27 protein-coding genes are annotated in these 24,066 nt (G+C 72.1%); 11 read left to right on the plus strand and 16 right to left on the minus strand.

What is annotated here, in order from left to right; genetic code table 11:
• Positions 1–39: 39 nt before the first annotated feature.
• Positions 40–1,236, plus strand: a complete 1,197-nt coding sequence (locus ACZ7OU_RS32500; RefSeq protein ID WP_470258144.1) for an alpha/beta hydrolase — start codon at positions 40–42, stop codon at positions 1,234–1,236.
• A 41-nt stretch (positions 1,237–1,277) separates the two neighbouring features.
• Positions 1,278–1,964 carry a hypothetical protein gene (locus tag ACZ7OU_RS32505; protein WP_470258145.1) on the plus strand — a complete coding sequence of 229 codons (687 nt, stop codon included), beginning with the start codon at positions 1,278–1,280 and terminating at the stop codon, positions 1,962–1,964.
• Positions 1,965–2,231: 267 nt separating this feature from the next.
• Here ACZ7OU_RS32505 and prcA read toward each other — a convergent pair whose 3' ends face one another.
• The 4 genes from prcA to dop all read right to left on the minus strand — a co-directional run bounded on the left by prcA (position 2,232) and on the right by dop (position 5,838).
• Positions 2,232–3,035, minus strand: coding sequence for a proteasome subunit alpha (prcA, locus tag ACZ7OU_RS32510; protein WP_470244260.1), 804 nt, complete (start codon positions 3,033–3,035; stop codon positions 2,232–2,234).
• Positions 3,036–3,088: 53 nt separating this feature from the next.
• On the minus strand, positions 3,089–3,943 hold the full coding sequence (gene prcB, locus ACZ7OU_RS32515) for a proteasome subunit beta (protein ID WP_470258146.1): 855 nt from the start codon (positions 3,941–3,943) through the stop codon (positions 3,089–3,091).
• 111 nt (positions 3,944–4,054) lie between these two features.
• Complete coding sequence (locus ACZ7OU_RS32520; protein ID WP_013226725.1) at positions 4,055–4,249, minus strand: ubiquitin-like protein Pup; 195 nt, start codon at positions 4,247–4,249, stop codon at positions 4,055–4,057.
• Between the two features lie 86 nt (positions 4,250–4,335).
• Positions 4,336–5,838, minus strand: coding sequence for a depupylase/deamidase Dop (gene dop, locus ACZ7OU_RS32525; protein ID WP_470244262.1), 1,503 nt, complete (start codon positions 5,836–5,838; stop codon positions 4,336–4,338).
• Between the two features lie 42 nt (positions 5,839–5,880).
• Here dop and ACZ7OU_RS32530 point away from each other — a divergent pair, with 42 nt between their 5' ends.
• Complete coding sequence (locus tag ACZ7OU_RS32530) at positions 5,881–6,399, plus strand: NUDIX domain-containing protein (RefSeq protein WP_470258147.1); 519 nt, start codon at positions 5,881–5,883, stop codon at positions 6,397–6,399.
• Here ACZ7OU_RS32530 and ACZ7OU_RS32535 read toward each other — a convergent pair.
• From ACZ7OU_RS32535 to ACZ7OU_RS32545, 3 genes are read right to left on the minus strand one after another with little or no spacing between them, the layout of a single operon-like run.
• Positions 6,390–7,001 carry a hypothetical protein gene (locus ACZ7OU_RS32535; RefSeq protein WP_470258148.1) on the minus strand — a complete coding sequence of 204 codons (612 nt, stop codon included), beginning with the start codon at positions 6,999–7,001 and terminating at the stop codon, positions 6,390–6,392. The genes ACZ7OU_RS32530 and ACZ7OU_RS32535 overlap by 10 nt on opposite strands.
• Positions 7,002–7,053: 52 nt before the next feature.
• Positions 7,054–7,995 (minus strand): aldo/keto reductase, encoded by a 942-nt coding sequence (locus ACZ7OU_RS32540; RefSeq protein WP_470244265.1) that lies wholly within the window; start codon positions 7,993–7,995, stop codon positions 7,054–7,056.
• Complete coding sequence (locus ACZ7OU_RS32545; protein WP_470244266.1) at positions 7,992–8,330, minus strand: hypothetical protein; 339 nt, start codon at positions 8,328–8,330, stop codon at positions 7,992–7,994. The genes ACZ7OU_RS32540 and ACZ7OU_RS32545 overlap by 4 nt, the downstream gene beginning before the upstream one ends.
• Positions 8,331–8,376: 46 nt before the next feature.
• Here ACZ7OU_RS32545 and ACZ7OU_RS32550 point away from each other — a divergent pair, with 46 nt between their 5' ends.
• Positions 8,377–8,715, plus strand: a complete 339-nt coding sequence (locus ACZ7OU_RS32550; RefSeq protein WP_470244267.1) for an ArsR/SmtB family transcription factor — start codon at positions 8,377–8,379, stop codon at positions 8,713–8,715.
• 68 nt (positions 8,716–8,783) lie between these two features.
• The gene (locus tag ACZ7OU_RS32555; RefSeq protein ID WP_470258149.1) at positions 8,784–9,677 is read left to right on the plus strand and encodes a TIGR03620 family F420-dependent LLM class oxidoreductase; all 894 of its coding nucleotides are present in this window, start codon (positions 8,784–8,786) and stop codon (positions 9,675–9,677) included.
• Here ACZ7OU_RS32555 and ACZ7OU_RS32560 read toward each other — a convergent pair.
• Positions 9,654–10,499 carry a DUF3626 domain-containing protein gene (locus tag ACZ7OU_RS32560; protein ID WP_470258150.1) on the minus strand — a complete coding sequence of 282 codons (846 nt, stop codon included), beginning with the start codon at positions 10,497–10,499 and terminating at the stop codon, positions 9,654–9,656. The two genes, ACZ7OU_RS32555 and ACZ7OU_RS32560, sit on opposite strands and share 24 nt — an antisense overlap.
• A gap of 98 nt (positions 10,500–10,597) precedes the next feature.
• On the opposite strand from ACZ7OU_RS32560, the gene ACZ7OU_RS32565 reads away from it, so the two are divergent.
• Positions 10,598–11,530, plus strand: coding sequence for a DMT family transporter (locus ACZ7OU_RS32565; RefSeq protein WP_470258151.1), 933 nt, complete (start codon positions 10,598–10,600; stop codon positions 11,528–11,530).
• 51 nt (positions 11,531–11,581) lie between these two features.
• On the opposite strand, the gene arc is transcribed toward ACZ7OU_RS32565, so the two are convergent.
• Positions 11,582–13,384, minus strand: coding sequence for a proteasome ATPase (arc, locus tag ACZ7OU_RS32570; RefSeq protein WP_284744987.1), 1,803 nt, complete (start codon positions 13,382–13,384; stop codon positions 11,582–11,584).
• Positions 13,385–13,748: 364 nt separating this feature from the next.
• On the opposite strand from arc, the gene ACZ7OU_RS32575 reads away from it, so the two are divergent.
• Positions 13,749–14,597 (plus strand): hypothetical protein, encoded by an 849-nt coding sequence (locus tag ACZ7OU_RS32575; RefSeq protein ID WP_470258152.1) that lies wholly within the window; start codon positions 13,749–13,751, stop codon positions 14,595–14,597.
• A gap of 13 nt (positions 14,598–14,610) precedes the next feature.
• Positions 14,611–15,060, plus strand: coding sequence for a hypothetical protein (locus ACZ7OU_RS32580; RefSeq protein WP_470258153.1), 450 nt, complete (start codon positions 14,611–14,613; stop codon positions 15,058–15,060).
• A gap of 12 nt (positions 15,061–15,072) precedes the next feature.
• Here ACZ7OU_RS32580 and ACZ7OU_RS32585 read toward each other — a convergent pair whose 3' ends face one another.
• On the minus strand, positions 15,073–15,903 hold the full coding sequence (locus ACZ7OU_RS32585) for a tRNA (adenine-N1)-methyltransferase (protein WP_470258154.1): 831 nt from the start codon (positions 15,901–15,903) through the stop codon (positions 15,073–15,075).
• 72 nt (positions 15,904–15,975) lie between these two features.
• A complete protein-coding gene (locus ACZ7OU_RS32590) occupies positions 15,976–17,127 on the minus strand; it encodes a site-2 protease family protein (protein WP_470244274.1) in 1,152 nt (383 codons plus the stop codon).
• Positions 17,128–17,405: 278 nt separating this feature from the next.
• Between ACZ7OU_RS32590 and ACZ7OU_RS32595 the strand changes: the two genes are divergently transcribed.
• From ACZ7OU_RS32595 to ACZ7OU_RS32605, 3 genes are all read left to right on the plus strand, one after another.
• Entirely contained in the window at positions 17,406–18,305 is a 900-nt protein-coding gene (locus tag ACZ7OU_RS32595) for a RecB family exonuclease (protein ID WP_470258155.1), read from the plus strand.
• On the plus strand, positions 18,305–19,096 hold the full coding sequence (locus ACZ7OU_RS32600) for a thioesterase family protein (RefSeq protein ID WP_470258156.1): 792 nt from the start codon (positions 18,305–18,307) through the stop codon (positions 19,094–19,096). The genes ACZ7OU_RS32595 and ACZ7OU_RS32600 overlap by 1 nt, the downstream gene beginning before the upstream one ends.
• Before the next feature lie 64 nt (positions 19,097–19,160).
• Positions 19,161–20,096 carry a ParA family protein gene (locus ACZ7OU_RS32605; protein ID WP_470244277.1) on the plus strand — a complete coding sequence of 312 codons (936 nt, stop codon included), beginning with the start codon at positions 19,161–19,163 and terminating at the stop codon, positions 20,094–20,096.
• Positions 20,097–20,155: 59 nt separating this feature from the next.
• Here ACZ7OU_RS32605 and hisG read toward each other — a convergent pair whose 3' ends face one another.
• The 5 genes from hisG to ACZ7OU_RS32630 form a co-directional block, all read right to left on the minus strand.
• On the minus strand, positions 20,156–21,001 hold the full coding sequence (gene hisG / locus ACZ7OU_RS32610) for an ATP phosphoribosyltransferase (protein WP_470258157.1): 846 nt from the start codon (positions 20,999–21,001) through the stop codon (positions 20,156–20,158).
• 33 nt (positions 21,002–21,034) lie between these two features.
• Positions 21,035–21,298 (minus strand): phosphoribosyl-ATP diphosphatase, encoded by a 264-nt coding sequence (locus tag ACZ7OU_RS32615; protein ID WP_155544123.1) that lies wholly within the window; start codon positions 21,296–21,298, stop codon positions 21,035–21,037.
• Positions 21,299–21,364: 66 nt separating this feature from the next.
• Positions 21,365–21,874, minus strand: coding sequence for a methylated-DNA--[protein]-cysteine S-methyltransferase (locus ACZ7OU_RS32620; protein WP_470258158.1), 510 nt, complete (start codon positions 21,872–21,874; stop codon positions 21,365–21,367).
• An 8-nt stretch (positions 21,875–21,882) separates the two neighbouring features.
• Positions 21,883–23,340, minus strand: a complete 1,458-nt coding sequence (locus ACZ7OU_RS32625) for an AlkA N-terminal domain-containing protein (protein WP_470259017.1) — start codon at positions 23,338–23,340, stop codon at positions 21,883–21,885.
• 59 nt (positions 23,341–23,399) lie between these two features.
• A complete protein-coding gene (locus tag ACZ7OU_RS32630; RefSeq protein ID WP_470258159.1) occupies positions 23,400–24,062 on the minus strand; it encodes an HAD family hydrolase in 663 nt (220 codons plus the stop codon).
• Between the last annotated feature and the right edge of the window lie 4 nt (positions 24,063–24,066).

The raw sequence follows: 24,066 nt of genomic DNA on the forward strand, positions 1-24,066 counted from the left end.
GGCGACCCTGCCCGCGGCCAGGGGACGAGCGGGGATTCGATGGACGGGCACGGCCTGGCGAGCGGCATCCATCGCGCCGCCACCGACCCGGTGCTGCCCGGCGACATCACCGCGCGCGCCCGTGACCTCGGCCCGTTCGAGTCCCCGCTCATCTGGCTCGCCCTCGCCTCGGCCGCCGTCGCGATCCTCGCCGCCGTCGTCGCGTTGTGGCACCGCCGCCGGGTGCGTAAATGGGGCTTCACCGCCTTCGGCGTCCTGCTGCTGCTCGCGGGGGTAACTGCCCTGAACAGCTACGTCGGGTACGTGCGCACCTCCGACGACCTCGCGCGCCTGCTGCAGAAGGGACCCGGCGTCGTCAACCTCGCCGGCCACCTGCTCGACGACGGCAAGGAGGCGCCGTCCGACTCCGCGGTGGCGCACCCGGGCTCGGGCATCGCGGCCGCCGGTCAGCGGATCGACGTCGTGAACCTGCCCGACCCCGCGCACGGCGTCCCGTCGGGCAGCAACTACGTCGTCCTGCCGCCCGGCTACGACGCGAACGCGGCGCGGCGCTACCCGGTCGTCTATCTGATCCACGGCTACCCGTTCGGCGGCCCCCGCGACTGGCTGACCTCGGGTGACGCCCCGGGTACCCTGCTCGCGCTGCAACAGGCGAACGTGATCGAGCCGATGATCGTGGTCAGCGTCGACCTGACGGCCGGAGTGCCCAGCACGGACTGGGAATGCCTCGACGTCCCCGGCGGCCCGCAGCTGGAGACCTACCTCGCCCACACGGTGGTCCCGGCGATCGACCAGCGCTACCGCACGGTCGCCGACCGCGGCCACCGCGCGCTGGGCGGCATGTCCGGCGGCGGCTTCGGAGCGCTCAACATCGGCCTGCACCACGTCGACGAGTTCGGCACCCTGCTGATCGCCCTCCCCTACGACGACCTCAACGACTCGGTCGGCGTCCTCGACGGCAACCGCGCCGCCATCGCCGCCAACACCCCGCGCCGCTACCTGCCGGCCATGACGTTCTCCGCGCCGATCTCGGTGATGCTGGCGGTCGGCACCGGCGCCCCCACCGACGTCACGACGGCCCACCGGATCGCCGACGCCCTGCACGCCCGCGGCCAGGAAGCGGTCGTCCACGCCGAACGCGGCTTCAACCACACCTGGCACACCGCCCGGGCGACGCTGCCGTACCTGCTGGCGTTCGCGGACCAGAACTTCCGGGCCTCGCCGGCGACGTCCTGAGTTCGGGACGGGTCCCCGGGACCCCTGGCTACGGTCGCCGCGTGCGCCTCGGTTCCCTGGTCCTCGCCGTGACGGCGGTCCTGGCCGTCTCCGCCTGCGGGCCGCTGGACCCGCTCCCGTCCACGGCTGCCCTGCTCGACGAGTACGCCCGGTCGACGACGGTGAAGAACGACCGGTTCACCGGAACCGGGTCGAGCGAGGAGCGGGCGAAGTACCTCTTCGCCAACTACCCCGGCGGACGGCTCTTCGGTGCCCTCCTGGCGACGTTCCGGTGCGGCGCCGGCGACCAGCACGGCCCGTGGCCCTCCGACAAGTGCGACCTGACCGACGAAGTCCGCCGAGCGGCCGGCGACGGCGACCTGTACGCCCGGTCGCTGCTGGTCAAGCACGAACGCGGCACGCTCGAGCTGCTCACGCTCTACGTCGTGCGCGGCGCCGGGAAGTCCCTGGCCGTCGACCGGACCGGCCGCGGCTACACCGACCTCGCGGACTTCCGCGCCCACAACGACCTGCTGACCCCCGAAGACCTGGTCATGACCTCGGCCGACATCACGGCGGTGCCCGGCGGGAACACGGTCGTCGTCACCGGGCACACCCCGCGGACCTGGCCGTGGTGGCTGCTGGGCGGAAGCATCGCCGCCGTCGCCGCGCTCACCGCGGTCCTCGTCCTGCTCCGGCGGCGGGCGAAGGCCCGGTTCGACGAACTCTTCGGGCCCGGCGCCACCTGAAATCCGGTTGTGGCGCACGCGATCCCGGAGCCCCGCCGAAGGCGACCGGCTCGCCCGCACCCCGCACGGCCGGCGTCACGGCCTCGGTCGGCGACGCACCCGCCGCGGGCTTCACCGGCACCGCCGTCTTCGGCGTCGAGGGTCCTTCGTAGCCCGCGCTCGACTCGGCGGGGCTGTCCCGGTTCGACCGGCTCGCCGTCGCCCACCGGCCCGCATGACGAAGGCGGGGGCGCGGTCACCGACCACGCCCCCGCCTTCCGTGCAGCTCTACTCGCTTTCCGGCTTGCCCTCGGGCTCTTCGCCCTGCGGGTCCGGCACCGGCAGCAGCGCGTCCAGCGCCGTGCCGGTCAGACGGCGGAACGAGCGGCGCGGGCGGTCGCGGTCCAGCACCGCCACCTCCAGCTTGATCGGGTCGGCCTCGCCGTTGCCGTTCGCCGACGACGAAGCGGCAGCCGACGACGAGGAGCCCGCCGAAGCCGTCGTCGAGGTGGTCGCCGGCTGGGTCGGCGTCCGCAGCGCGGCCACCGCCACACCCAGCGCCGCCTGCAGGTCCAGGCCGTCCTCGAACGTTTCCTTCAGCTTCGCCGCGATCTTCTCGTTCTGGCCGCCCATGACGGTGTACTGCGGCTCGTCGAAGATCGACCCGTCGTAGGTCAGCCGGTACAGCTGGTCCTCCGCCGAGCTCGCCCCGACCTCCGCCACGCAGACCTCGACCTCGAACGGCTTCAGCTGCTCGGTGAAGATGCTGCCCAGCGTCGCCGCGTAGGCGTTCGCCAGCGCCCGCGCGCTCACGTCACGCCGGTCGTACTGGTAGCCCTTGAGGTCCGCGTGCCGGATCCCCGCCACGCGCAGGTTTTCGAACTCGCTGTAGCGCCCGACCGCGGCGAACCCGATCCGGTCGTAGATCTCGGACACCTTGTGCAGCGTCGCCGACGGGTTCTCCGCCACGAACAGCACGCCGCCCGCGTACTTCAGCACCACCACGCTCCGGCCGCGCGCGATGCCCTTGCGCGCCAGCTCGGAACGCTCCCGCATCAGCTGCTCGGGAGAGGCATACAACGGCATCGTCACGGTGTGCGCTCCAGGTTCTTCGGTGTTCCAACGTTCACTGGTTCAGCCCCGCGTCAGGAGAGCCGGCTCTGGTGGCGCTCGATCCGCCCCGCCACCACGGCTTCCGCGACGGCCGCGGTCTCCGCCTCCGGCAGCTGCACGGCACCGCGCTCGGCGGTGATCGTCACGACGCTCGGGAAGATCCGCCGGACCAGGTCCGGCCCGCCCGACGCCGTGTCGTCGTCCGCCGCGTCGTACAGCGCCTCCACCGCGACGCGCGTCGCGGCCTCGGCGTCGGCGTCCGGGTCGTGCAGCTTCTTCAGCGCGGATTTCGCGAACAGCGAACCCGAACCGATGCCCGCGTAGCCGCCGTTCTCCTCGTAGCGGCCGCCCGCGGCGTCGTACGAGACGATCCGCCCGGCGTGCTTCGCGTCCTCGGCCTCCAGGTCGTAGCCCACGAACAACGGGATCGCCGCCAGCCCGGCCATCGCCATCTCGAGGTTCGCCTTGACCATCCCGGCCAGCTTGTTCGTCTTGCCGTCCAGCGACAGCGAAACGCCCTCGATCTTCTCGTAGTGCGCCAGCTCGACGGCGTACAGCCGCACCATCTCCACGGCCAGCCCCGCCGTGCCGGCGATGCCGACGGCCGAATACTCGTCGGTGACGTGCACCTTTTCGATGTCGCGGCTCGCGATCATGTTCCCCGACGTCGCCCGCCGGTCACCCGCGATCAGCACACCGCCCGCGAAAGTCAATGCGACGATCGTCGTCCCGTGCGGCACGCCCAGCTCCGCCACGCCACCGCTCACCCGCCGCTCCGGAAGCAACTCCGGCGCCTGCACGCGCAGGAAGTCCGAAAACGACGACGTCGCCGACGAGAAGTACGCGGCCGGCAGCGCGGGACCCGAGATGCCCCTGGTGTTGTCCATACGTGCTCAAAAATCCCATCTGTGCGGGCCGGAACCCCGCGCGCGGCGTGCCGTCACGCGGGACCCGGCCGCCGGCTGAACGGTCGGCGTGGGCGCGGGGCCCCGGGCGGCCTACTCGCCGCCCTTCTGCACGTAGGCACGGACGAAGTCCTCGGCGTTCTCTTCGAGCACGTCGTCGATCTCGTCCAGGATCGTGTCCACGTCCTCGCCGAGCTTCTCGCGCCGCTCCTGACCCGCCGCGCCGGTGTCGTCGAACTCCTCGTCGGAGTCACCACCGCCGTGCTTTTCGATCTTTTCCTGGGCCATCTCGCCTCCCGGTGTGGCTGATGTTTCCTAGCCTACCCAGCGGCCCCGACATTCGGGGTCACGCCGCGATCGCTGGTGCGTCCCGCCTAGTCCGAACCGGTGAGCGCCTCCACCAGGTCCTCGGCCGTCGCCGACTCGTCCAGCAGCTTCCCGACGTGGGCCTTGGTCCCGCGCAGGGGCTCCAGGGTCGGGATCCGCACCAGCGACTCCTTGCCCACGTCGAAGATGACCGAATCCCAGGACGCCGCCGCGATCGAGGTCGCGTACTTCTCCAGCGCCCGGCCCCGGAAGTAGGCCCGCGTGTCCGACGGCGGGGTCGTCACCGCGGCCACCACCTCTTCCTCCGACACCAGCCGCTTCATCGACCCGCGCGTCACGAGCCGGTTGTACAGGCCCTTCGCCAGCCGCACGTCCGAGTACTGCAGGTCGACCAGGCGCAGCCGCGGCGCGCCCCACGCGAGCTGGTCCCGCTGCCGGTAGCCCTCCAGCAGGCGCAGCTTCGCCGGCCAGTCCAGCCGGTCCGCGCACTCCTGCGGGTCGCGTGCCAGCGCGTCCAGGACCTCGCCCCAGACCCGCAGGACCTCCTTCGACGCCTGGTCGGCGTCCGTGCGCTCCAGGTTCTGCGAGACGATCTCGTGGTAGGCGAACTGCAGGTCCAGCCCGGTGTACTTCTTCCCGTTCGCCAGCGCCACCTGCGCCTTCAGCGTCGGGTCGTGGCTGATCTGGTGCACCGCGCGCACCGGCTCGTCCAGCTTCAGGTCGTCGAACCGGATGCCGGACTCGATCAGGTCCAGGATCAGCGCCGTCGTCCCGACCTTCAGGTACGTCGAGTACTCGGACATGTTCGCGTCACCGATGATGACGTGCAGCCGCCGGTACTTGTCCGCGTCCGCGTGCGGCTCGTCCCGGGTGTTGATGATCCCGCGCTTCAGCGTCGTCTCCAGGCCGACCTCGACCTCGATGTAGTCCGCACGCTGGGAGAGCTGGAACCCGGCCTCTTCGCTCTGCTGGCCGATCCCCACGCGGCCCGACCCGGTCACCACCTGCCGCGACACGAAGAACGGCGTCAGCCCGGCGATGATCGCGGTGAACGGCGTCGACCGGGCGCACAGGTAGTTCTCGTGCGTGCCGTAGCTCGCGCCCTTGCCGTCGACGTTGTTCTTGTACAGCTGCAGCCGCGGCTGGCCGGGCACGGACGCCGCCTTCAGCGCGGCCTCCTCCATCACCCGCTCGCCCGCCTTGTCCCAGATGACCGCGTCGCGCGCGTTCGTCACCTCGGGCGCCGAGTACTCCGGGTGCGCGTGGTCGACGTACAGCCGCGCCCCGTTGGTCAGGATGACGTTCGCCGCGCCCAGGTCCTCGACGTCCGGGTCGTGCCCCGGCCCGCCGGGGCCGGTCAGGTCGAACCCGCGCGCGTCCCGCAGCGGGGACTCCACCTCGTAGTCCCACCGCGCCCGCCTCGCCCGCGGGATGTCGGCCGCGGCCGCGTAGGCCAGCACGACCTGGGTCGAGGTGAGTACCGGGTTCGCCGTCGCGTCGCCCGGCACGGAGATGCCGTACTCGACTTCGGTTCCCATGATCCGCCGCATGTCCACCACCCTACGGGGTCGTCCTAGTGGAACGATGCACCCATGCCAGGCAGTGACGAACTCGTTGCGCTCTATGACCAGGCCGGATCCGAAGTCGGCACGACCACCCGCTCCCGGGTCCGCGCCGAAGGACTCTGGCACGCCGCCGGCGTCGTGCTGGTCCGTTCGGGTGACGGCCAGGCCGTCTACGTGCACCTGCGCACCGCGGTGAAGGACGTGTGGCCCTCGACCTGGGACTGCTGGGCCGGCGGCGTGGTCGCCGCGGGCGAGTCACCGGCCGAGTGCGCCCGCCGCGAACTGGCCGAAGAGCTGGGCGTCCACGGGGTGGAACCCGTTCCGCTGTTCACCAAGGTCTACGACGACGGCCGCAACCGCTGCCACAACTTCGCGTTCGAGGTCCGCTGGGACGGCCCGATCCACCACCAGGCCGAGGAGATCGTCGAAGGCCGCTGGATCCCGCTGGAGGACCTCCGCGCCTGGATCGACGACCCGGCGCCCGAACTGCCGTTCATCCCTGACGGTCGCGAAGGCGTCCAGGAATGGTTCCGCCGTTACGGCTGAGCCGCGAGCTTCGCGGCCATCGCGGGCAGCAGCCGCTTCGCCGCGTCCACGGCCCGCGCCTCGGTGCTCGCCGACACGGTCAGCCCGGACACGAGCTTTCCCTTCGCCAGCAACACCGTGCACGTCTTGCCTTCGCACCAGGCCCGCTGACGGTCCACTCCGGCCTGGTCCGGGACGGTCACCGTCTTGCCCGCGCAGTCGGCGTCCGCCACGACCTGCGCGGCCGCCACGTCGGGGTAGGCCGCGACGCGGTGGCGCAGCACCGAACCGCTGGGATAGCGCCAGGACGCCGTCCGGCTGCTCGCCGACACAGTGTCCGTCAAGCACCCCGAAGCTTCACTCGAACCGGGCTGCACGCCTTCCTCGGCGACGTCCGCGTCGGACAGCAGCGCCCGCTCCGCGACCAGGCCCAGGTCCGGCGCCGGCGGCGTGACGGGAGCGGCTTTCGCGGGGCTCACCGGCACTTCGGCGACCGAAGCGGGGGCCGACGTGGGCGCCGGATCGTCGTAGTACGTCTCGAGGTTGTTCGGATCGGGCCCGTCGCAGCCGGTGAGGCCGACCAACGCGACCGCCGCCAAGGCGACCACCTGTCGATGACGCACCTGCTCCGGCCTCCTGTCGTCCTCGTGTGCCTGCGAAGGGTAGTGCAGTGGCTCAGTCCCACCCCAAGGAGGACCGGTGTCGCCAGTACTCCTCCGGATTTTCCGCGAGACCGGCCAGCGCCGCTTCCTCGTCAGTGCTCAGCGAAAGCGTGGTGGCGCGCAGGTTCGCGGCCAGCTGGGCCGGGCTCGCCGGGCCGAGGACGGCCGTGCCGGCCCACTCCCGCGCCAGCACCGCGGCGACGGCGACCGCATCCGGCCCGGTGCCGTGCGCCGCCGCGACCTCGCGCAGCACCGCCGGCGCCTCCACCGCGAGCCTGCCGTTGGCCAGGGTTTCCTTGACCAGCACCCGTTTCCCGGCCGCGTGCGCCGCGGCGAGGGCAGGCCCGGCGGACGGCTCCAGGACGTTCCACGTCGACTGCACCGCCGAAAACACCGGCCGCCCGGCCACTTCCAGCGCGAACGCGCGCTCGATCGCGGCCGCCTGCGCCGGCCCGGACGTCGAGAACCCGACCGCGACGCCGTTCGCGGACAGCTCCGCCAGCGCCTCGATCAGCGGCTCGTCGGTGAACAGTGGACTGTCCACAGTGAGCGAATGCACCTGGTACAGGCCGACCCGATCCCCCAGCAGCGCCAGGGTTTCCGCCCACTGCGCGGCGAACCGCGCCGCCGAGTGCTCCTTCACCTCGTGCACGTCGGCGTCCAGGCGCCAGTCCCCCACGTACGCGTAGCCCCACTTGCTGGAGACCTCGACGTCCGGGTGCCCGCGCTCGGCGAGCCAGCCGGCCAGGAACTCCTCCGAGCGCCCGTACGAGCGGGCGACGTCGACGTGCCGGATCCCCGCGGCGTAGGCGTCGTCGAGCACCGCGAAGGTCGCGGCACGCATGGACTCGACGTCCCGCCGCGGCGGCAGCGCGCCCTCGCGGCCCAGGTTGATGTAGGCGGGCCGGCCCAGCGCGGCCAGACCGAGCGCGATGCGCTCCACGGGCGCGCTCACGCCGTCTGCTTGTGCCGGAGGATGGCCAGCCACTGGTCGGCGTTCTGCGCCTGGCGGTGGAGCTTCTCGAGGCGCGCGGCCGGGGCCCGGACGTACCCCTTGCCGAAGACCGGCGCGATCTGGCGGAGGCTCGCGCCGCCTTCGCGGGCGGCGAGCAGGGCCCAGTCGGAGGCGTCGGCGCACGCGGCCGAGGCCCGGCGGAGCTCCCCGAGGATGTCGATCAGCTCCTGGGCGCTCACCTCCCCCGCCTGGACGGCGGCGGCCGTCGTCTCCAGCCAGGCCAGGACGTCGTTTTCGGTGATGGGCGCGCGAGGGCGGCGGGTTTCTTCGCTCACGGCGCGAAGTATAGGTCGTTATACATCGATATACTCGGAACCAGCCATGACGACACGCACCGAATCCCAGCCGGACGCCGAGCGGGTGCTCGACGTGTTCAAGGCGCTCGCGAACCCCGTGCGACTGCAGGTGCTGCAGTGGCTGCGCGAGCCCGAAAGGCACTTCCCGGTGGAGCGGGCCATCGCCGACCCGATCGAGGTCGGCGTGTGCGTCAGCCATATCCAGGAGAAGACGGGGCTCGCGCAGTCGACCGTCTCGGCGTACATGGCCGAACTGCAGCGCGCCGGCCTGGTGCGCGCGACCCGCGTCGGCAAGTGGACGCACTACAAGCGCGACGAAGCCCGGATCGCCGAGTTCGTCGCGGCGCTCGGCCGCTCTCTCTGACCCTCTCCCTCCCCTGACCCGATCGGCAGCCGGTTGACTCATATCGTAATTCTGCGATACTTCGATTCATGGGCACGATCGAGAACATGCGGCTGGGCCGCTACGGCATCTGGACGTTCGACTTCGAAGACCAGCCGGCCGGCCTGATCCGGGACTCCGTGCGGGAGCTGGAAGAGCTCGGCTGGCCCGCGGTCTGGATCCCGGAGACCGACGGCCGGGAAGCCCTGACGCACGCCGGGTTCCTGCTGTCGGTCACCGAACGCCTCACCGTCGTCAACGGGATCGCGCAAATCCGGTCGCGGGGACCGCGCTGGACCCGCGGCGCGGCCCTGCTGCTGGCCGACGCGTACCCGGACCGCCACCTGCTGGGCCTCGGCTTCGGCGCCGGACAACCCGGCGAGAAGCCGCTTCAGGCGATGAACGACTACCTCGACGCGTTGGACGCCGTCACGAGCGCCAACCCCGAGCCGCCGACGCCGATCCGGCGGCTGCTCGCCGCGTACGGCCCGAAGATGCTGGAGCTGGCCCGCGACCGGTCGGCGGGCGCGCACACCTACCACGTGACACCGGAGCACACCGCCCAGGCGCGGGAAATCCTGGGCGACGGCCCGTTCCTCGGCGTCGAGCACGCCGTGCTCTTCGAAACCGACGCGGCCAAGGCGCGGGAGGTCGCCCGCCGCCACCTGCACACGTACCTCACCTCGCGGTACAACGTCGCGAAGTTCCGGCGGCTCGGCTACACCGAAGCCGACCTCGACGGCGGCCGCGGCAGCGACCGGCTCGTCGACGACCTGGTGTTCTGGGGCGACCTGGACACGATCACCGCGAAGCTGCACGCGCACCTCGACGCCGGCGCCGACCACGTCGGCATCCAGGTGATCGGGGTCGAACCGGGCACCTCGGCCATGCCGCACTGGCGCCGGCTGGCCGAAGCGCTGCTACCCGCCGGCGTCGCCGCGTAGGCCGAACCGCGCGGTGCAGTGCCACACGCGCTTGAGCACCTGGGGGTCGTGCCGGCCGGCGCGGACGGCGTCGCCGATGATCCGCGCGTCGAGCCGGCCGTCGCGGGCGATCTCCTTCCCGGCCCGCACGACGTCTTCGCCCCGGTAGTCGGCGTGCTCGGCCAGAACCTCGACCGGCAGCCGGAACCCGTGGTGCCAGCGGGTGGGAAACGGCAGCTCGGTGGCCGCCGCCTCGACACCGGTGCCGCGGAACGCCGGGTCCAGCACGAGCGCCTCGACGTCCGTCGCGAGCCGGAGCGGGCCGTGGACGTGGGCTTCGATGTAGTCGTCGAGCTCGTCCCGCGCGTCCGCGTCGGCGAGCGTCAGCAGCGGCATGTGCTCGGCGGTGCCGAAGTCGGCCGGCTCGGCGAAGCTGTCCGGATAGCAGAACGTCGTGCGCGCGAGCACTTCCCGCCTCAGCCGCAGGTGGGACGAGCCGAACCGGACGGAGCCGCCCGCCGGGCGCCGCCGGTGGTCGAGGGAGCCGTACTTCGGCCGCGCCGACGGCGGCAGGTCGTCGTACGCGCCACCGAAGATCCGGTGCTCCCAGCGCCACCGGTCACCGCCGGCGTGCGCGGTCAGGCCGCCGTTGCTCGTGCCCGTCTCGAACTGCGAGCGGTAGACGCCGTCCGTCACCAGGTGCCGCAGCAGCGGCACTTCCCCGACCAGGCGGTCCGGGTGGAAGTGGACGGTGACGGCCAGGTCGCCGGGCAGCGACGGCCCGGCCACGCGGCTCGCGACGTGCGCGACCGCTCGCCGCCACGGTTCTTCCCCCCACGCCATGGGCGGCAGCCTACTCCCGACGGGTATAGGTCGTTATACAGAACGAGAGGTCCGATAACCGCTGGCTTCACTCCCGGCGGCCCGGCTTGACTGCGGGCATGCGGTTCGGAGCGACGGAGTTCGGTGTCCCGGTGCGGTTCGCGCTGCTGGCCGCCGTCTGGGGTGCGAGCTTCCTGTTCATCAAGGTGGGCCTGGCCGGGCTCTCCCCCGGCCAGATCGCCCTCGCGCGGGTCGCGCTGGGCGCGCTCGCGCTGGCCGCCGTGCTGGTCGTGCGCCGGCGCCCGCTCCCCCGCGATCCCGTGCTGTGGGGCCATCTCGCGGTGGTCTCGGTGCTGCTGTGCGTGGTGCCGTTCCTGTTGTTCTCGTGGGCGGAACAGTACATTTCGTCCGGTTTGGCCAGTATCTTCAACGCGACGACCCCGCTCGTCACGATGGTGCTGGCCGCCGCGGCGCTCCCCGAAGAGCGGTTCACGCCGCCGCGCGTGCTCGGCCTGTCGCTCGGCTTCCTCGGCGTGCTCACGATCGTCGGGGCGTGGCACGGCATCGACGTCTCGCACGAACTGACGGCGCAGCTCGCCTGCCTCGGCGCCACGACGTGCTACGGCGCGTGCTTCGTCTACATGCGCCGGTTCGTCTCCCCGCGGGGCGTCGACCCCGTCGTGGTCGCGTTCGGTCAGACGGGCTCGGCGACGGTCATCCTCGGCCTGCTGGCCCCGGCGGTCGCGGCGACGCCGGTCCACCTCGACCTCGCGGTGGTGGCGAGCATGGTCGCGCTCGGTGTTTTCGGCACGGGCATCGCGTATGTCTGGAACGTCCGCATCATCGCCGCTTGGGGCGCGGCGAACGCGTCGGCAGTGACTTACCTCACACCGGTTGTCGGCGTCCTGCTCGGCGTGCTCGTGCTGGGCGAACCGGTGAGCTGGAACCAGCCGGCCGGCGCGCTCCTGGTGGTGCTCGGCATCGTCGCGGCCCACCGGCCGCCGCGGTCGCGCCGGAGCCGCACCGCCGCGCCCGAACTCGTCAGGCTGTAAGCACGCCGATGGGGCGGCCGCCGAAGCGACCGCCCCATCGGGGTTCGAGCCCTACAGGTACTGCCCGGTGTTCGTGGCGGTGTCGATCGCCCGCCCCGAGTCCGTGTTCTTGCCGGTGACGAGCGTGCGGATGTAGACGATCCGCTCGCCCTTCTTGCCGGAGATCCGGGCCCAGTCGTCCGGGTTGGTGGTGTTGGGCAGGTCCTCGTTCTCCGCGAACTCGTCGACGATCGCGTCCAGCAGGTGCTGCACGCGCAGGCCGGGCTGGTTGGTCTCCAGCACCGACTTGATGGCCGACTTCTTCGCCCGGTCCACGATGTTCTGGATCATCGCGCCCGAGTTGAAGTCACGGAAGTACAGGACCTCCTTGTCCCCGTTGGCGTAGGTCACCTCGAGGAACCGGTTGTCGTCGCTCTCCTCGTACATCCGCTCGACGGTGTGCTGGATCATCGCGTCGAACGTCGCCTTGGCGTCGCCGCCGAACTCGGCGAGGTCGTCGGCGTGGATCGGCAGGCCTTCGGCCAGGTACTTGGAGAAGATGTCCTTCGCGCCTTCGGCGTCCGGACGCTCGATCTTGATCTTGACGTCGAGCCGGCCCGGCCGCAGGATCGCCGGGTCGATCATGTCCTCGCGGTTGGAGGCGCCGATGACGATGACGTTCTCCAGGCCTTCGACACCGTCGATCTCCGACAGCAGCTGGGGCACGATCGTGGTTTCCACGTCGGACGACACGCCCGACCCACGGGTCCGGAAGATCGAGTCCATCTCGTCGAAGAACACGATCACCGGGGTGCCCTCGGAGGCCTTCTCCCGCGCTCGCTGGAAGATCAGGCGGATGTGCCGCTCGGTCTCCCCGACGAACTTGTTGAGCAGCTCGGGACCCTTGATGTTCAGGAAGTAGGACTTCCCGTCCTCGTTGTCGCCCCGGGCCGCGGCCACCTTCTTGGCCAGCGAGTTCGCGACCGCCTTGGCGATGAGCGTCTTGCCGCAGCCCGGCGGGCCGTAGAGCAGGACGCCCTTGGGCGGGCGCAGCTGGTACTCCTGGTACAGGTCGGCGTGCAGGAACGGCAGTTCCACCGCGTCCCGGATCTGCTCGATCTGCCGGGTGAGGCCACCGATGTCCTCGTAGCGGACGTCGGGCACCTCCTCCAGCACCAGGTCCTCGACCTCCGCCTTCGGCACACGCTCGTACGCGTAGCCGGCCTTGGAGTCGACCAGGAGCGAGTCGCCCGGCTTGAGCGGCTGCTCGGCCAGCAGATCGGAGAGCAGGACCACCCGCTCCTCGTCCGCGTGCCCGACCACCAGCGCGCGAAGGCTGCCGCCCTCGACGTCGGCGGCGAGCACCTCGCGCAACGCGCACACCTCGCCGGTGCGTTCGAAGCCGCCGGCCTCGACCACGGTGAGCGCCTCGTTGAGCCGCAGCGCCTGGCCGCGGCGCAACGACGAGAGCTCGACCGCGGGCGATACCGACACCCGCATCTTCCGGCCGGCCGTGAAGACGTCCACCGTGTTGTCCTCGTACGCCTCGACGAAGACGCCGTACCCGGACGGTGGCTGGGCCAGCCGGTCGACTTCCTCACGCAGAGCGAGGAGCTGTCCTCGCGCCTCACGCAGGGTTTCGACCAGTTTGGTGTTGCGTTCGGTGAGCTGACTCACCCTTTCCGAGGCCTCGGCGAGCCGCTGTTCGAGCACTCGGTTCTGCCGTGGCGAGTCGGTCAGTTTGCGGCGCAGCAGCGCCACTTCCTCCTCGAGAAAACGGATCTGCCGAGCCTGCTCGTCCGCCGTCGTCCCAGCTCCGGATGTCGCTGAAGGGTCGGCCTCCTCGCGCCGACCTCCGGGAAGGTCATGATGCATCGGGCACCTCCTCGGAGTGCTTTTCATTCCACGGTACCGGCGATCACCGACAAGAAAAGGCCTTTCCGGATCACAAGATCGGCGCGTCGCGGTTTCCTCGCCTGGTCCAGCACGGACATTCCCGCAGCGCAAGCGGCCATTTCGGTGCCGTGGCCCCGGCGCGTCGCGGGCCCATCCGGGCCGAGACGAACCAAGCACGGCGGGAGTACCCGCTCCGGAGACGGCCCAACCCTGCCCGGAGATGACGATTCGGGCGAGTTCCGCCCTTCCCGCGCGGCGGTCCGGCCCGGTGGCTAGCATCGGGCCGACGCCGGCCGCCCGAGGACGGTGTCCGGAGCCGAAGGAACGCGAGGGGGCACCACCCATGACCTACCCGCCGCAGCAACCGGGCGGCTACGGCCAGCAGCCCGGCGGCTACGGGCAGCAGCCCGGGCCGTACGGCCAGCAGCCTGGCGGCTACCCCCAGAGCGGACCGCAGCCCCAGCCGGGCTACGGCGGCACCCAGCAGTTCGGCCGGCCGGACCCGTACGGGCAGCCCCAGCAGGGCGGTTACCCGCCGCAGCCGGGCGCTCAGCCCCAGCAGGGCCACCCGCAGTACGGGCAGCAGGACCAGTGGGGCCAGCAGCAGCAGAACTACGGTGGGTACGACCCGTACGGAGGCGGCGGCTTCGGTGACACCCCGCCGCCCAAGAAGAAGAAAACCGGGCTCATCGTCGGCATCGCGGCCGCCGCCGTGATCCTGGTCGGCGGTGGCGTGACGTGGTTCGTCCTGGCCAACGGCGACGACAACAACACAGCGGCACCGCCCGCCAGCAGCTCGGCGGCGCCGACCTCCGCGCCGAAGACGTCGAGCTCGAAGCCCAAGACCTCGTCGCCGACGAGCCCGTCGACGAAGAGCAGCAAGCCGGCGGGCGGCCCCGCCCCCTCGGGCAAGGGCAGCTCGCAGGAGCTGTTCGACACGACGATCGCCGCCTACAACGCGGGCGACGAGAAGGCGCTGGGCGACACGATCTGCCGGAGCGTCTACGAGGGCACCACCGGCGAGATCCCGAAGGTCACGGTGAAGCTGACCGCGTCGCCGCAGGACACCGGCGACAAGTCCAGCGTGCGCTACTCGGCCACGGACGGCAGCAAGACCAAGGTCGGCACGATGTCGGCCCAGAAGGAATCCGGCCTGTGGTGCCTGTCCAACGTGAAGGCGGACGGCTCGTGAGCCCGCACCGGCGGTGAACCGCGCGCTCGCCGCGGGGCTCGTGCTGCTCGGCGTGGCCGGTGCGGGCGTGGTGCTGGGACTGCTGCTGATCGCGCCGTCCGGCTCCGGGCCCGCACCGTCGACCCCGGCGGCCCCGCCCACCCGCGCGTCGACGTCCACCGCGCCCGACGCGGTCGACACGGCCGCGGTGACCGTGCTGGCCCGCGCGATCGTCGACGCCATCGCCCACCACGACTCGACGACGTTCGGCAAGCTGACGTGCCGCCCGCAGAGCGCGGAGGCCCTCATGCGGCTCCAGCGGATGTGGGACGCGGCCGGCCCGGTGACGGCGACCCTGAAGGAGCCACCGGAGGTCCGCGGCGAGTCCGCGACGGCGAAGGTGCACGTCGAGGCGGCGGGCGGCACGAAGGACACGCCCTTCCCGCTGCACAAGGAGAGCGGCCGCTGGTGCGTGCCGGGCTAACGGCTCAGCGGATCAGCCCTTGCCCTTCGCGGGCCGCCGGGACACGCGCGGGGACACGGTCCCGTCCGCGAGGCGCCGGGCCGTCAGCAGGAACGCCGTGTGCGCGACCATCCGGTGGTCCGGGCGCACCGCCAGGCCCACCACGTGCCACGGCCGCATCAGCGTTTCCCACGATTCGGGCTCGGTCCAGCACTGCTGCTCGCGCAGCGACTCCGTGACGCGCGAAAGCTGCGTCACGGTCGCGACGTAGACCGTCAGCACGCCGCCCGGCACCAGGTGGGCGGCCACGTTCGGCAGCTGGTCCCACGGGGCCAGCATGTCCAGCACGACCCGGTCGACCTCGCCTTCGTGGGTCGCCAGGTCCGCCACGGTGAGCGACCAGTTGGCCGGCTTCTCGCCGAAGAACTTCACGACGTTGTGCTCGGCGTGCACGGCGTGGTCGTCACGGATCTCGTACGAGCTCACGTGCCCTTCCGAGCCGACCGCGCGCAGCAGCGAGCACGTCAGCGCGCCCGAACCGGCGCCCGCCTCGAGCACGCGAGCGCCCGGGAAGATGTCGCCCCACATCACGATCTGCGCGGCGTCCTTCGGGTAGATCACCTGGGCGCCGCGCGGCATCGAGAGCACGTAGTCCGGCAGCAGCGGGCGCAGCGCGAGGTAGGTCGACCCGCCCGCGGACGTCACCACCGAACCCTCGGGACGGCCGATGAGGTCGTCGTGGGCGAGCCCGCCGCGGTGGGTGTGGTACTCCCCGCCGTCGGCCAGCGTCAAGGTGTAGTGCCGCCCCTTCGAGTCGGTCAACTGCACTCGATCACCCGCGCGAAACGGTCCGCTGACCGACAACACTTCCTCCAGTACCCCGAATGGCCGACGACAGATCTTCGCAGGCCGCCCGGGCCATGGCCGCAGCGGGTCTCAGCGGGTACGGCGGTTCAGCGCGGCGCGCAGGTCGTCCCGGCGCAGCACGCCCGCGGGACGGCCCTCGTCGTCGACCACCAGGAACTGCCACGCCGGGGTCTCGCGGACCCGTTCGACGACGTCCTCCCCCGGCTCCGAGGCCAGCAGGACCGTCTCGGCCCGGATCGGCTCGGCCGCGAGCTCCGCCGGCGCGTGCGGCGAGGTGCCCGCGAGCCGCTCCGCCGCGCCCGTGTCGAGCAGCCCGGCGGCGACGCCGTCGGCGCGGACCAGCACCACGCCCCGGCCCGCCGACGCGGCCAGCGCGTCCGACACCGGGCTCTCGGCGGGCAGCTGCAACACGGGTCGCACGAGCTCGGTGAGGTCCAGACCTTCCGGCCAGCTCCGGCGTGCTTCCGCGGCCAGTTCCGAGCGCGCGCCGAGGATCACGAACCACGCCGTGACGACGCAGACGCCGAGGCGCAGCCAGCGGTCCGGGCTCCCGGTCGCGAGGCCCCACAGCGCCCACACGAGCAGCCCCGCGGCCACGATCCCGCCGCCGGCGACCGCGGCGCGCGTGCCCTTCGCGCGGATGCCCGTCGCCGCCCAGACGCCCGCGCGGACGAGCCGCCCGCCGTCCAGCGGCAGGCCGGGCAGGAGGTTGAACACGCCGACGGCGAGGTTCGCCACCGCGCACTCGGCCACCAGCATCCAGACCGCGCCGTCGGGCGGGACGGCGAACATCAGCAGGCCGCAGAACCCGCCCAGCAGCAGCGACACCGCCGGGCCGGCCGCGGCGACGAGGCCTTCGTGGATCGGCCGCTTCGGCGTGCGGGCCACTTCGGACAGCCCGCCGAGCAGGAACAGGCGCAGCCGCCGCACCGGGATCCCCAGCCGCAGCGCGGCCAGGCAGTGCCCGAGCTCGTGGGCGAGCACCGACAGGCCCAGCAGCAGCGCGAACGCGCCGGCCAGCAGCCACGACGTCAGCGTCGAGGCGTCCGGCAGCAACCGCCCGACCAGCGGCGCGTAGAGCACGACGACGACCAGCGAGCCGATCCACCACGACGGCGCCAGCAGCACGGGCACCCCGGCGACCCGGAACAGCAGGAGACCACCGTCCGAGAGGACGGCCTGCCGGGTGCCCCCGGTGCCCTGCTCACTGGTCGCGGCCATGCCGGAGAGCCTAGAGCCCCCGGTGTGGGTCCCGGGTGATCCGGTCCGGGTGGCGTCCCCCACGACCGGAACACGTACCCACCCGGACGACACGCGTACCTGCACGGACGACACGCGTACCCGGCCGGACGACTCGGCGGCGCGGGGTCGTGTCGTCCGGCCGGGTACGCGTGTCGTCCGTCGGGGTACGCGTGCCGGCCGGCCGGGTACGGGGTTGTCCGGACCTGCCGGGCGTTGCGGTCGCCGGAACTGTCGTACCCCGGCGTTACGCTCTGCCCATGCCCGACGCCGACACCGTCACCACGGAACCCCCAGCCACCACCGTCGCCACGCAGGTGCGGCGGCGGCCCGCGTTGTCGCCGTCGAGGGCCAGCGACTTCAAGCAGTGCCCGCTGCTCTACCGGTTCCGCGCGGTCGACCGGCTGCCGGAGGTCCCGACCAAGGCCCAGCTGCGCGGCACGCTCGTCCACTCGGTGCTGGAACGGCTGTTCGCGCTGCCGGCCGCCGAGCGCGTTCCCGCCCAGGCCCGGCAGCTCCTCGGCCCGGCATGGGTGGAGCTCTCCGAAGACCGTCCGGAGTGGACCGAGCTGTTCGACGGCGAGAAGCCCGACGACCACGCGGACTGGTTGCGGTCGGCGGAAAAGCTGCTGGACGCCTACTTCGAGCTGGAGGACCCGCGGCGGCTCGAGCCGGAGGCGTGCGAGCTGCACGTCGAGATCGAGCTCGGCTCCGGCGTCCTGCTGCGCGGCTACATCGACCGCGTCGACGTCGCGCCGACCGGCGAGATCCGGGTCGTCGACTACAAGACCGGTGCCGCGCCGCGCGAAATCGGCGAGGCCAAGGCGATGTTCCAGATGAAGTTCTACGCCGTGGTGCTGTGGCGGCTGCGCGGGATCGTGCCGCGCCAGCTGAAACTCATGTACCTCACCGACGGCCAGTCCCTCGCCTACACCCCCGACGAAGCCGAGCTGCTCCGCTTCGAACGCACCCTGGAAGCAATCTGGCAGGCCATCCTCAAGGCGGGCAAGACCGGCGACTTCCGGGCCAACAAGAGCAAGCTGTGCAACTGGTGCGACCACCAGGCGCACTGCCCCGAATACGGCGGCACGCCACCCGCCTACCCCGGCTGGCCGGAGCCCGACGCGGGCGAAGAGACGCCGCTGGACCGGGCCGACTGATGGCCGACGCCTTCTACGTCCCGCTCGGCGACGACCGGTTCGCCGCGACCGCCCACACCGCCGGGCCCTGGTCGTCCGACTCGCAGCACTTCGGGCCGCCGTCGGCGTTGCTGGTCCGCGCTCTCGAAAACGTCGAACCGGCGCACCCGGCGGAGCTCGCGCGGGTGACGATCGAGATCCTCGGCCCGGCGCCGGTCGCCGAGCTCACCGTGCGGGCCCGGATCGAACGGCCCGGCCGGTCGGTCGAGCTGCTGCAGGCCGAACTGGCGAGCGCGGAGCGCGTCGTGGCGCGGGCTTCGGCCTGGCGCATCGCGACGGCGGACACGGCCGAGATCGCCACCGACGCCGGGCCGCTGATGCCGGCGCCGGACAGCGTCACGGAGTCGCCGTGGCCGGAGGGCTGGCAGGCCGGCTACCTCGACGCGGTGGAGTGGCGCGCGGTCCGCGGCGGCATGGACGTGCCCGGCCCGGCCGCGGTCTGGGCCCGCCAGCGCGTCCCGCTGGTCGACGGCGAGGAGCCGAGCGGGCTGCAGCGCCTGTTCACGGTCGCCGACTCCGGCAACGGCGTGTCGAACTACCTCGACCCGCGCCAGTGGTGGTTCATCAACTCCGAGCTGACCGTGCACCTGCGGCGGCCGCCGTCGGGCGAGTGGATCGGCCTCGACGCGGTCACCCTGGTCGGCAGGCACGGCGTCGGCACGGCGACGAGCATCCTGCACGACGGCGAGGGCCCGGTGGCCACCGGCGCGCAGGCGCTCATGGTGCGTCCGCGACAGGCCGGGGGCGGATAGCCACCCACAACGGGCCCGCATCCAATAACCTTCGCGGAACGACCGACTTGAGGAGCGCTCCGGCATGCAGATCACCTCGGTGGTCAACCAGAAAGGCGGGGTCGGCAAGACCTCACTGAGCGTCGGCACCGCGGCCGCGCTGGCCGAGCAGGGCCGGCGGGTGCTGCTGGTCGACCTCGACCCGCAGGGCCACGCGACGACCGAGATGCTCGGTCTGGCCGAGGTGCCCCCGGACCGGCCGAGCCTGGCGAAAGCGCTGGCCAAGACGTGGAAGGGCCCGATCGAGGAGATCGTCGTCCCGCACCCGCGCAGCAACCTCGGCAAGGGGGGCGCGCTCGACGTCGTGCCGACGTCGCCGGGGATGTTCGACCTGATCCGGCGGCTCGACTCGTTCCGCGTGCCCGGCTGGCAGCTCGCCCGGGTCATCCAGTTCGCCAACTACGACCACTGCATCATCGACTGCCCGCCGGCGCTGGACGTGCTGACGAACAACGCGCTGGCGGCCTCGCACGGCATCCTGGTCCCGGTCCAGCCGGACAAGACGAGCATCCGCGCGCTGCGGCTGCTGGCCGACCAGGTCCGGTACGTCGAGCAGACGGTCGGGCGGCAGCCGCTGTCGTGGTTCGGCCTGGTGCCGAGCCTCTACCGGCGCCCGATCTCGCACTACGCGGCCGCGGCGCTGCAGGAGATGTACGAGTTCGGCATCCCGATGCTCTCGCACCTGCCACTCGGCGTGGTGATGAACGAGGCGGCGGCGAACGGCGTCCCGGTGACGACGTACGCCCCGGAGACGTTGCAGGCACTGTCGTTCCGCGAGATCGCCGGCACGCTGGACGGCTACCTGGAGCAGAACCAGGCCCCGGCGGTCGTGCCGGCCGACGAGGAGTTCGTCTTCGAGGACTTCATCTCGGAGGTGGCGGTGGCCCGCAACGTCAACGACAACGGCGCCCGCAAGGGCCTCTACGACCTGCTGCCGAAGAAACCGAACCGCCCGCGCTGACCCGGTCGTGAGTGGGAAACAGGGTTAGAACACTGTTTCTCACTCACGACCGGCGTGCGTCAGAGGCGGCAGGAGCGGATGTCCGACGCCAGGATCGCCTTGGCGCCGACCTCGGCCAGCTCGTCCATGATGACGTTGACCTTCTTGCGCGACACCATCGCGCGCACGGCCACCCAGTCGTCGTCGGCGAGCGGCGCCACCGTCGGCGACTCCAGGCCCGGCGTGATCGCGATCGCCCGCTCGACCAGCGTCCGCGGGCAGTCGTAGTCCAGCATCAGGTACTGCTGCGCGAACACGACCCCGCGCAGGCGCGCCGCGAGCTGCGACTTCGCCTTGCTCTCGGCGGTGCCCTTGCGCTGCAGCAGCACCGCTTCCGACACGCAGATCGGGTCGCCGAACGCGACCAGGTTGTTCTGCCGCAGCGAACGGCCGGACTCGACGACGTCCGCGATCGCGTCCGCCACGCCGAGCTGGATCGAGATCTCGACCGCACCGTCGAGCCGGATGACCTCGGCCTCGACGCCGTGGCGGGCGAGGTCGTCGCGGACCAGCCGCGGGTACGACGTCGCGAGCCGCTTGCCGTGCAGGTCGGCGGGCTTCCACTCCCGGCCGGCCGGGGCGGCGTAGCGGAACGTCGAGCCGCCGAAGCCCAGTGCCTGGACCTCCTCCACCGGCGCGCCGGAGTCGAGGGCGAGGTCGCGGCCGGTGATGCCGAGGTCGAGGTCGCCGGAGCCGACGTAGATCGCGATGTCCTTGGGGCGCAGGAAGAAGAACTCGACCTCGTTGACGTGGTCGAGCACCGTCAGGTCGCGCTGCTCATGCCGCTTCCGGTAGCCCGCCTCGCCGAGCATCTCCGTCGCCGCGGCGGCGAGGGCTCCCTTGTTCGGCACGGCAACACGCAGCATTTCGCTTCTCTCCTCGTATCTTCGAGCGACCCGTCACAGGTAGCGGTAGACGTCCTCGGTCGACAGGCCGCGGCCGAGCATCAGCACCTGCAGGCGGTACAGCAGCTGGGAGATCTCCTCGGCCAGGCGCTCGTCGGACTCGTGCTCGGCGGCGATCCACACCTCGCCGGCTTCCTCCAGCACCTTCTTGCCCTGGGCGTGCACTCCGGCGTCGAGGGCGACGACGGTGCCGGACCCGTCGGGACGGGTACGCGCGCGCTCGGCAAGCTCCGCGAACAGCTCATCGAAGGTCTTCACGGTCTGCAGATCCTTCCACCCCGGACCCGCGGGCGCCGCCCCGGGATGGTCCGGATGCCGTCGATCTCACACCGGAGTGGACGCATCCTCCCGAAAGGTGGGACACGCGCGTTCGAAGTCGAGCAGGAACCGCTTCCGTTCGAGCCCGCCGCCGTAGCCGGTCAGCGAACCGGTCGAGCCGAGCACCCGGTGGCAGGGCACGATGATCGAGATCGGGTTCTTGCCGTTGGCCAGCCCGACCGCGCGGGACGCCGCCGGGTTGCCGAGCAGCTGTGCCAGCTCGCCGTAGGAGGCCGTTTCGCCGTACGGGATCTCGAGCAGCGCCGTCCACACCGAGCGCTGGAACGGCGTCCCGCGGAACGCCAGCGGCAGGTCGAACTCGCGCCGCTGCCCGGCGAAGTACTCCTTCAGCTGAGTCTCGGTGCGCTCGAAGACTTCACCGGCGCCGGGCGAGCCGAACGTCGGCTCGGCGGGGCGGTGGCGCTGCTCGTGCATGTACAGCCCGCAGAGCGCGTCGTCCTCGGCGACGAGCGTCAGGGGGCCGCACGGGCTGTCGACGACTGTGTGGGAACGCATGGGATCTCCTAAGCGGCGGGCATCCGGTTGATGGCGTGGTCACCGGTGGCCCACAGGTGCTGGGTGGCGTACGCGCGCCACGGGCTCCACGCCGCCGACCGGGCGACGACGGCGGCCTGCCCGCCGAGGCCGAGGGTCTCCGCGGCGTACTTGATGCCGAGGTCGGTGGGGAGGAACGCGTCCGGGTCGCCGAGGGCGCGCATGGCGATGCTCTCGACCGTCCACGGCCCGAACCCGGGCAGCGCGGTCAGCGCCACCCTCGTCGCCGCCCAGTCGCTGCCCGCGCCGAGGTCGAGCCCGCCGGTCAGCGCCGAGACCAGGGCGAGCAGCGTGCGACGGCGGCTGCGCGGCATGGCGAGGGTCTCGGGGTCCAGGGACGCGAGCGCCTCCGGCGAGGGGAACAGGTGGGTCAGACCGCCGTCGGGGTCGTCGATCGGCTCGCCGTGCGCGACGACGAGCCGGGCCGCGTGGGTGCGCGCCGCCGCCGTCGAGACCTGCTGCCCCAGCACGGCCCGCACGGCGAACTCGGCGCCGTCGACCGTGCGCGGGACCCGGCGGCCCGGCGCGGCCGCGACGAGCGGCGCGAGCAGCGGGTCGGTGGCGAGCTGGTCGTCGACGGCGGTCGGGTCGGCGTCGAGGTCGAGCAGCCGCCGGCAGCGGCTGGTGGCGGCAGGCAGGTCCCGCAGGTCGGTCAGGCTGAGCCGGCAGGCGATGTGGCCGTCCTCGGGCCGCAGGGCGACGACCCCGTGCCCGTGGGGCAGCCGTAGCGTCCGGCGGTACGCACCGTCGCGCCACTCCTCGACGCCCGGCACCGCGGTCGCGACGAGGTGGCCGAAGAGGTTGTCCGGGCAGAGCGGCTTCCGGTAGGGCAGCCGCAGCACGATCGCCCCGGCGGGCGGCGTGCCCTTCGCGCGGCTGCGCAGTTCCGTCGGCGTGAGCGCGAAGACCTCGCGGACGGTGTCGTTGAACGAGCGGATGCTGCCGAAGCCGGCCGCGAGGGCCAGCTCGGTCATCGGCAGCGTCGTCGTCTCGATCAGCGTGCGCGCGGTCTGCGCGCGCTGGGCCCGCGCGAGCGCCAGCGGACCGGCGCCGAGCTCCGCCAGCACCTGCCGCTGGACCTGCCGGACGCTGTAGCCGAGCCGCGCGGCGAGGCCGTCGACGCCTTCGGTGTCGACGACGCCGTCCGCGATCAGCCGCATGGTCCGCGCGACGAGGTCCGCGCGCTCGTTCCACAGCGGCGACCCCGGGCTGGCGTCGGGGCGGCAGCGCTTGCACGCCCGGAACCCGGCCTGTTGCGCGGCCGCCGCGCTCGGGTAGAAGCTCATGTTCCGCCGCTTGGGCGGGACGACCGGGCAGCTCGGCCGGCAGTAGATCCGGGTGGTCAGGACCGCGCAGTAGAACCACCCGTCGAACCGGGCGTCCTTCCCCTGCACGGCCCGCACGCACCGTTCGAAGTCCTCGTGCACACGGTCCAGCATCGCCGACCCGTGACGCCGGGGCTAGCGGGAATGCGACGTGGCCGTGCTCAGCCCAGCAGGGCCGCCAGCGCCGGCACGTCGATGCCGACGAGCGAGTCGCGGAACACGCGCCGCTCCCCCGGCTCGACCGGGACGTCGTTGGGGATCACCAGCACCGTGCAGCCCGCCGCGACCGCCGACTCCGTGCCCGGCGGCGAGTCTTCGACCGCGACGCAGCGCGCCGGGTCGACGCCGAGCAGCTCGGCGCCCTTGAGGTACGGGCGCGGGTGCGGCTTGTTGAGGCCCTCGACCTCGTCGCCGCAGACCGTGACGTCGAAGAAGTCCCGCCCGATGGTGTTCAGCGCCAGCTCGGTGAGGTCCCGCTCGGTGGACGTGACCAGAGCCGACCGCAGGCCCGCTTCGCGCACGGCGGTCAAAGCCTCGCGGGCGCCCGGGCGCCACGGCAGCGCGTCGTCAAACAGCCCGGCCGTACGCCGGCGGATCTGGTCGCCGGTCGAAGCGATCGACTCGGGGTTCACGGGCAGGCCGACGACCTCGAGCAGGTACGCCGAAGTGTCGTCCATATTGGACCCGACGAGCGTCATCCGCTGCTCCTCGGAAAGCTTGCCGCCGAGCGCTTCCGCCGTCTCGTACAGCGCGACGTCCCACAGCTTCTCGGAATCGACGAGCGTGCCGTCCATGTCCCAGAGCACGGCGGCCAATCCGTCCACAGTG

It is taken from the genome of Amycolatopsis sp. NPDC114505 (assembly GCF_055633615.1).

Coding starts and splice junctions, on each gene's coding strand:
- ACZ7OU_RS32500 (WP_470258144.1), top strand. CDS start 40: ATGGACGGGCACGGCCTGGCGAGCGGCATCCATCGCGCCGCCACCGAC.
- prcB (WP_470258146.1), bottom strand. CDS start 3,943: ATGGACAACACCAGGGGCATCTCGGGTCCCGCGCTGCCGGCCGCGTAC.
- ACZ7OU_RS32520 (WP_013226725.1), bottom strand. CDS start 4,249: ATGGCCCAGGAAAAGATCGAAAAGCACGGCGGTGGTGACTCCGACGAG.
- dop (WP_470244262.1), bottom strand. CDS start 5,838: ATGCGGCGGATCATGGGAACCGAAGTCGAGTACGGCATCTCCGTGCCG.
- ACZ7OU_RS32530 (WP_470258147.1), top strand. CDS start 5,881: ATGCCAGGCAGTGACGAACTCGTTGCGCTCTATGACCAGGCCGGATCC.
- ACZ7OU_RS32550 (WP_470244267.1), top strand. CDS start 8,377: ATGACGACACGCACCGAATCCCAGCCGGACGCCGAGCGGGTGCTCGAC.
- ACZ7OU_RS32555 (WP_470258149.1), top strand. CDS start 8,784: ATGGGCACGATCGAGAACATGCGGCTGGGCCGCTACGGCATCTGGACG.
- ACZ7OU_RS32560 (WP_470258150.1), bottom strand. CDS start 10,499: ATGGCGTGGGGGGAAGAACCGTGGCGGCGAGCGGTCGCGCACGTCGCG.
- ACZ7OU_RS32565 (WP_470258151.1), top strand. CDS start 10,598: ATGCGGTTCGGAGCGACGGAGTTCGGTGTCCCGGTGCGGTTCGCGCTG.
- arc (WP_284744987.1), bottom strand. CDS start 13,384: ATGCATCATGACCTTCCCGGAGGTCGGCGCGAGGAGGCCGACCCTTCA.
- ACZ7OU_RS32575 (WP_470258152.1), top strand. CDS start 13,749: ATGACCTACCCGCCGCAGCAACCGGGCGGCTACGGCCAGCAGCCCGGC.
- ACZ7OU_RS32590 (WP_470244274.1), bottom strand. CDS start 17,127: ATGGCCGCGACCAGTGAGCAGGGCACCGGGGGCACCCGGCAGGCCGTC.
- ACZ7OU_RS32595 (WP_470258155.1), top strand. CDS start 17,406: ATGCCCGACGCCGACACCGTCACCACGGAACCCCCAGCCACCACCGTC.
- ACZ7OU_RS32600 (WP_470258156.1), top strand. CDS start 18,305: ATGGCCGACGCCTTCTACGTCCCGCTCGGCGACGACCGGTTCGCCGCG.
- ACZ7OU_RS32605 (WP_470244277.1), top strand. CDS start 19,161: ATGCAGATCACCTCGGTGGTCAACCAGAAAGGCGGGGTCGGCAAGACC.
- hisG (WP_470258157.1), bottom strand. CDS start 21,001: ATGCTGCGTGTTGCCGTGCCGAACAAGGGAGCCCTCGCCGCCGCGGCG.
- ACZ7OU_RS32620 (WP_470258158.1), bottom strand. CDS start 21,874: ATGCGTTCCCACACAGTCGTCGACAGCCCGTGCGGCCCCCTGACGCTC.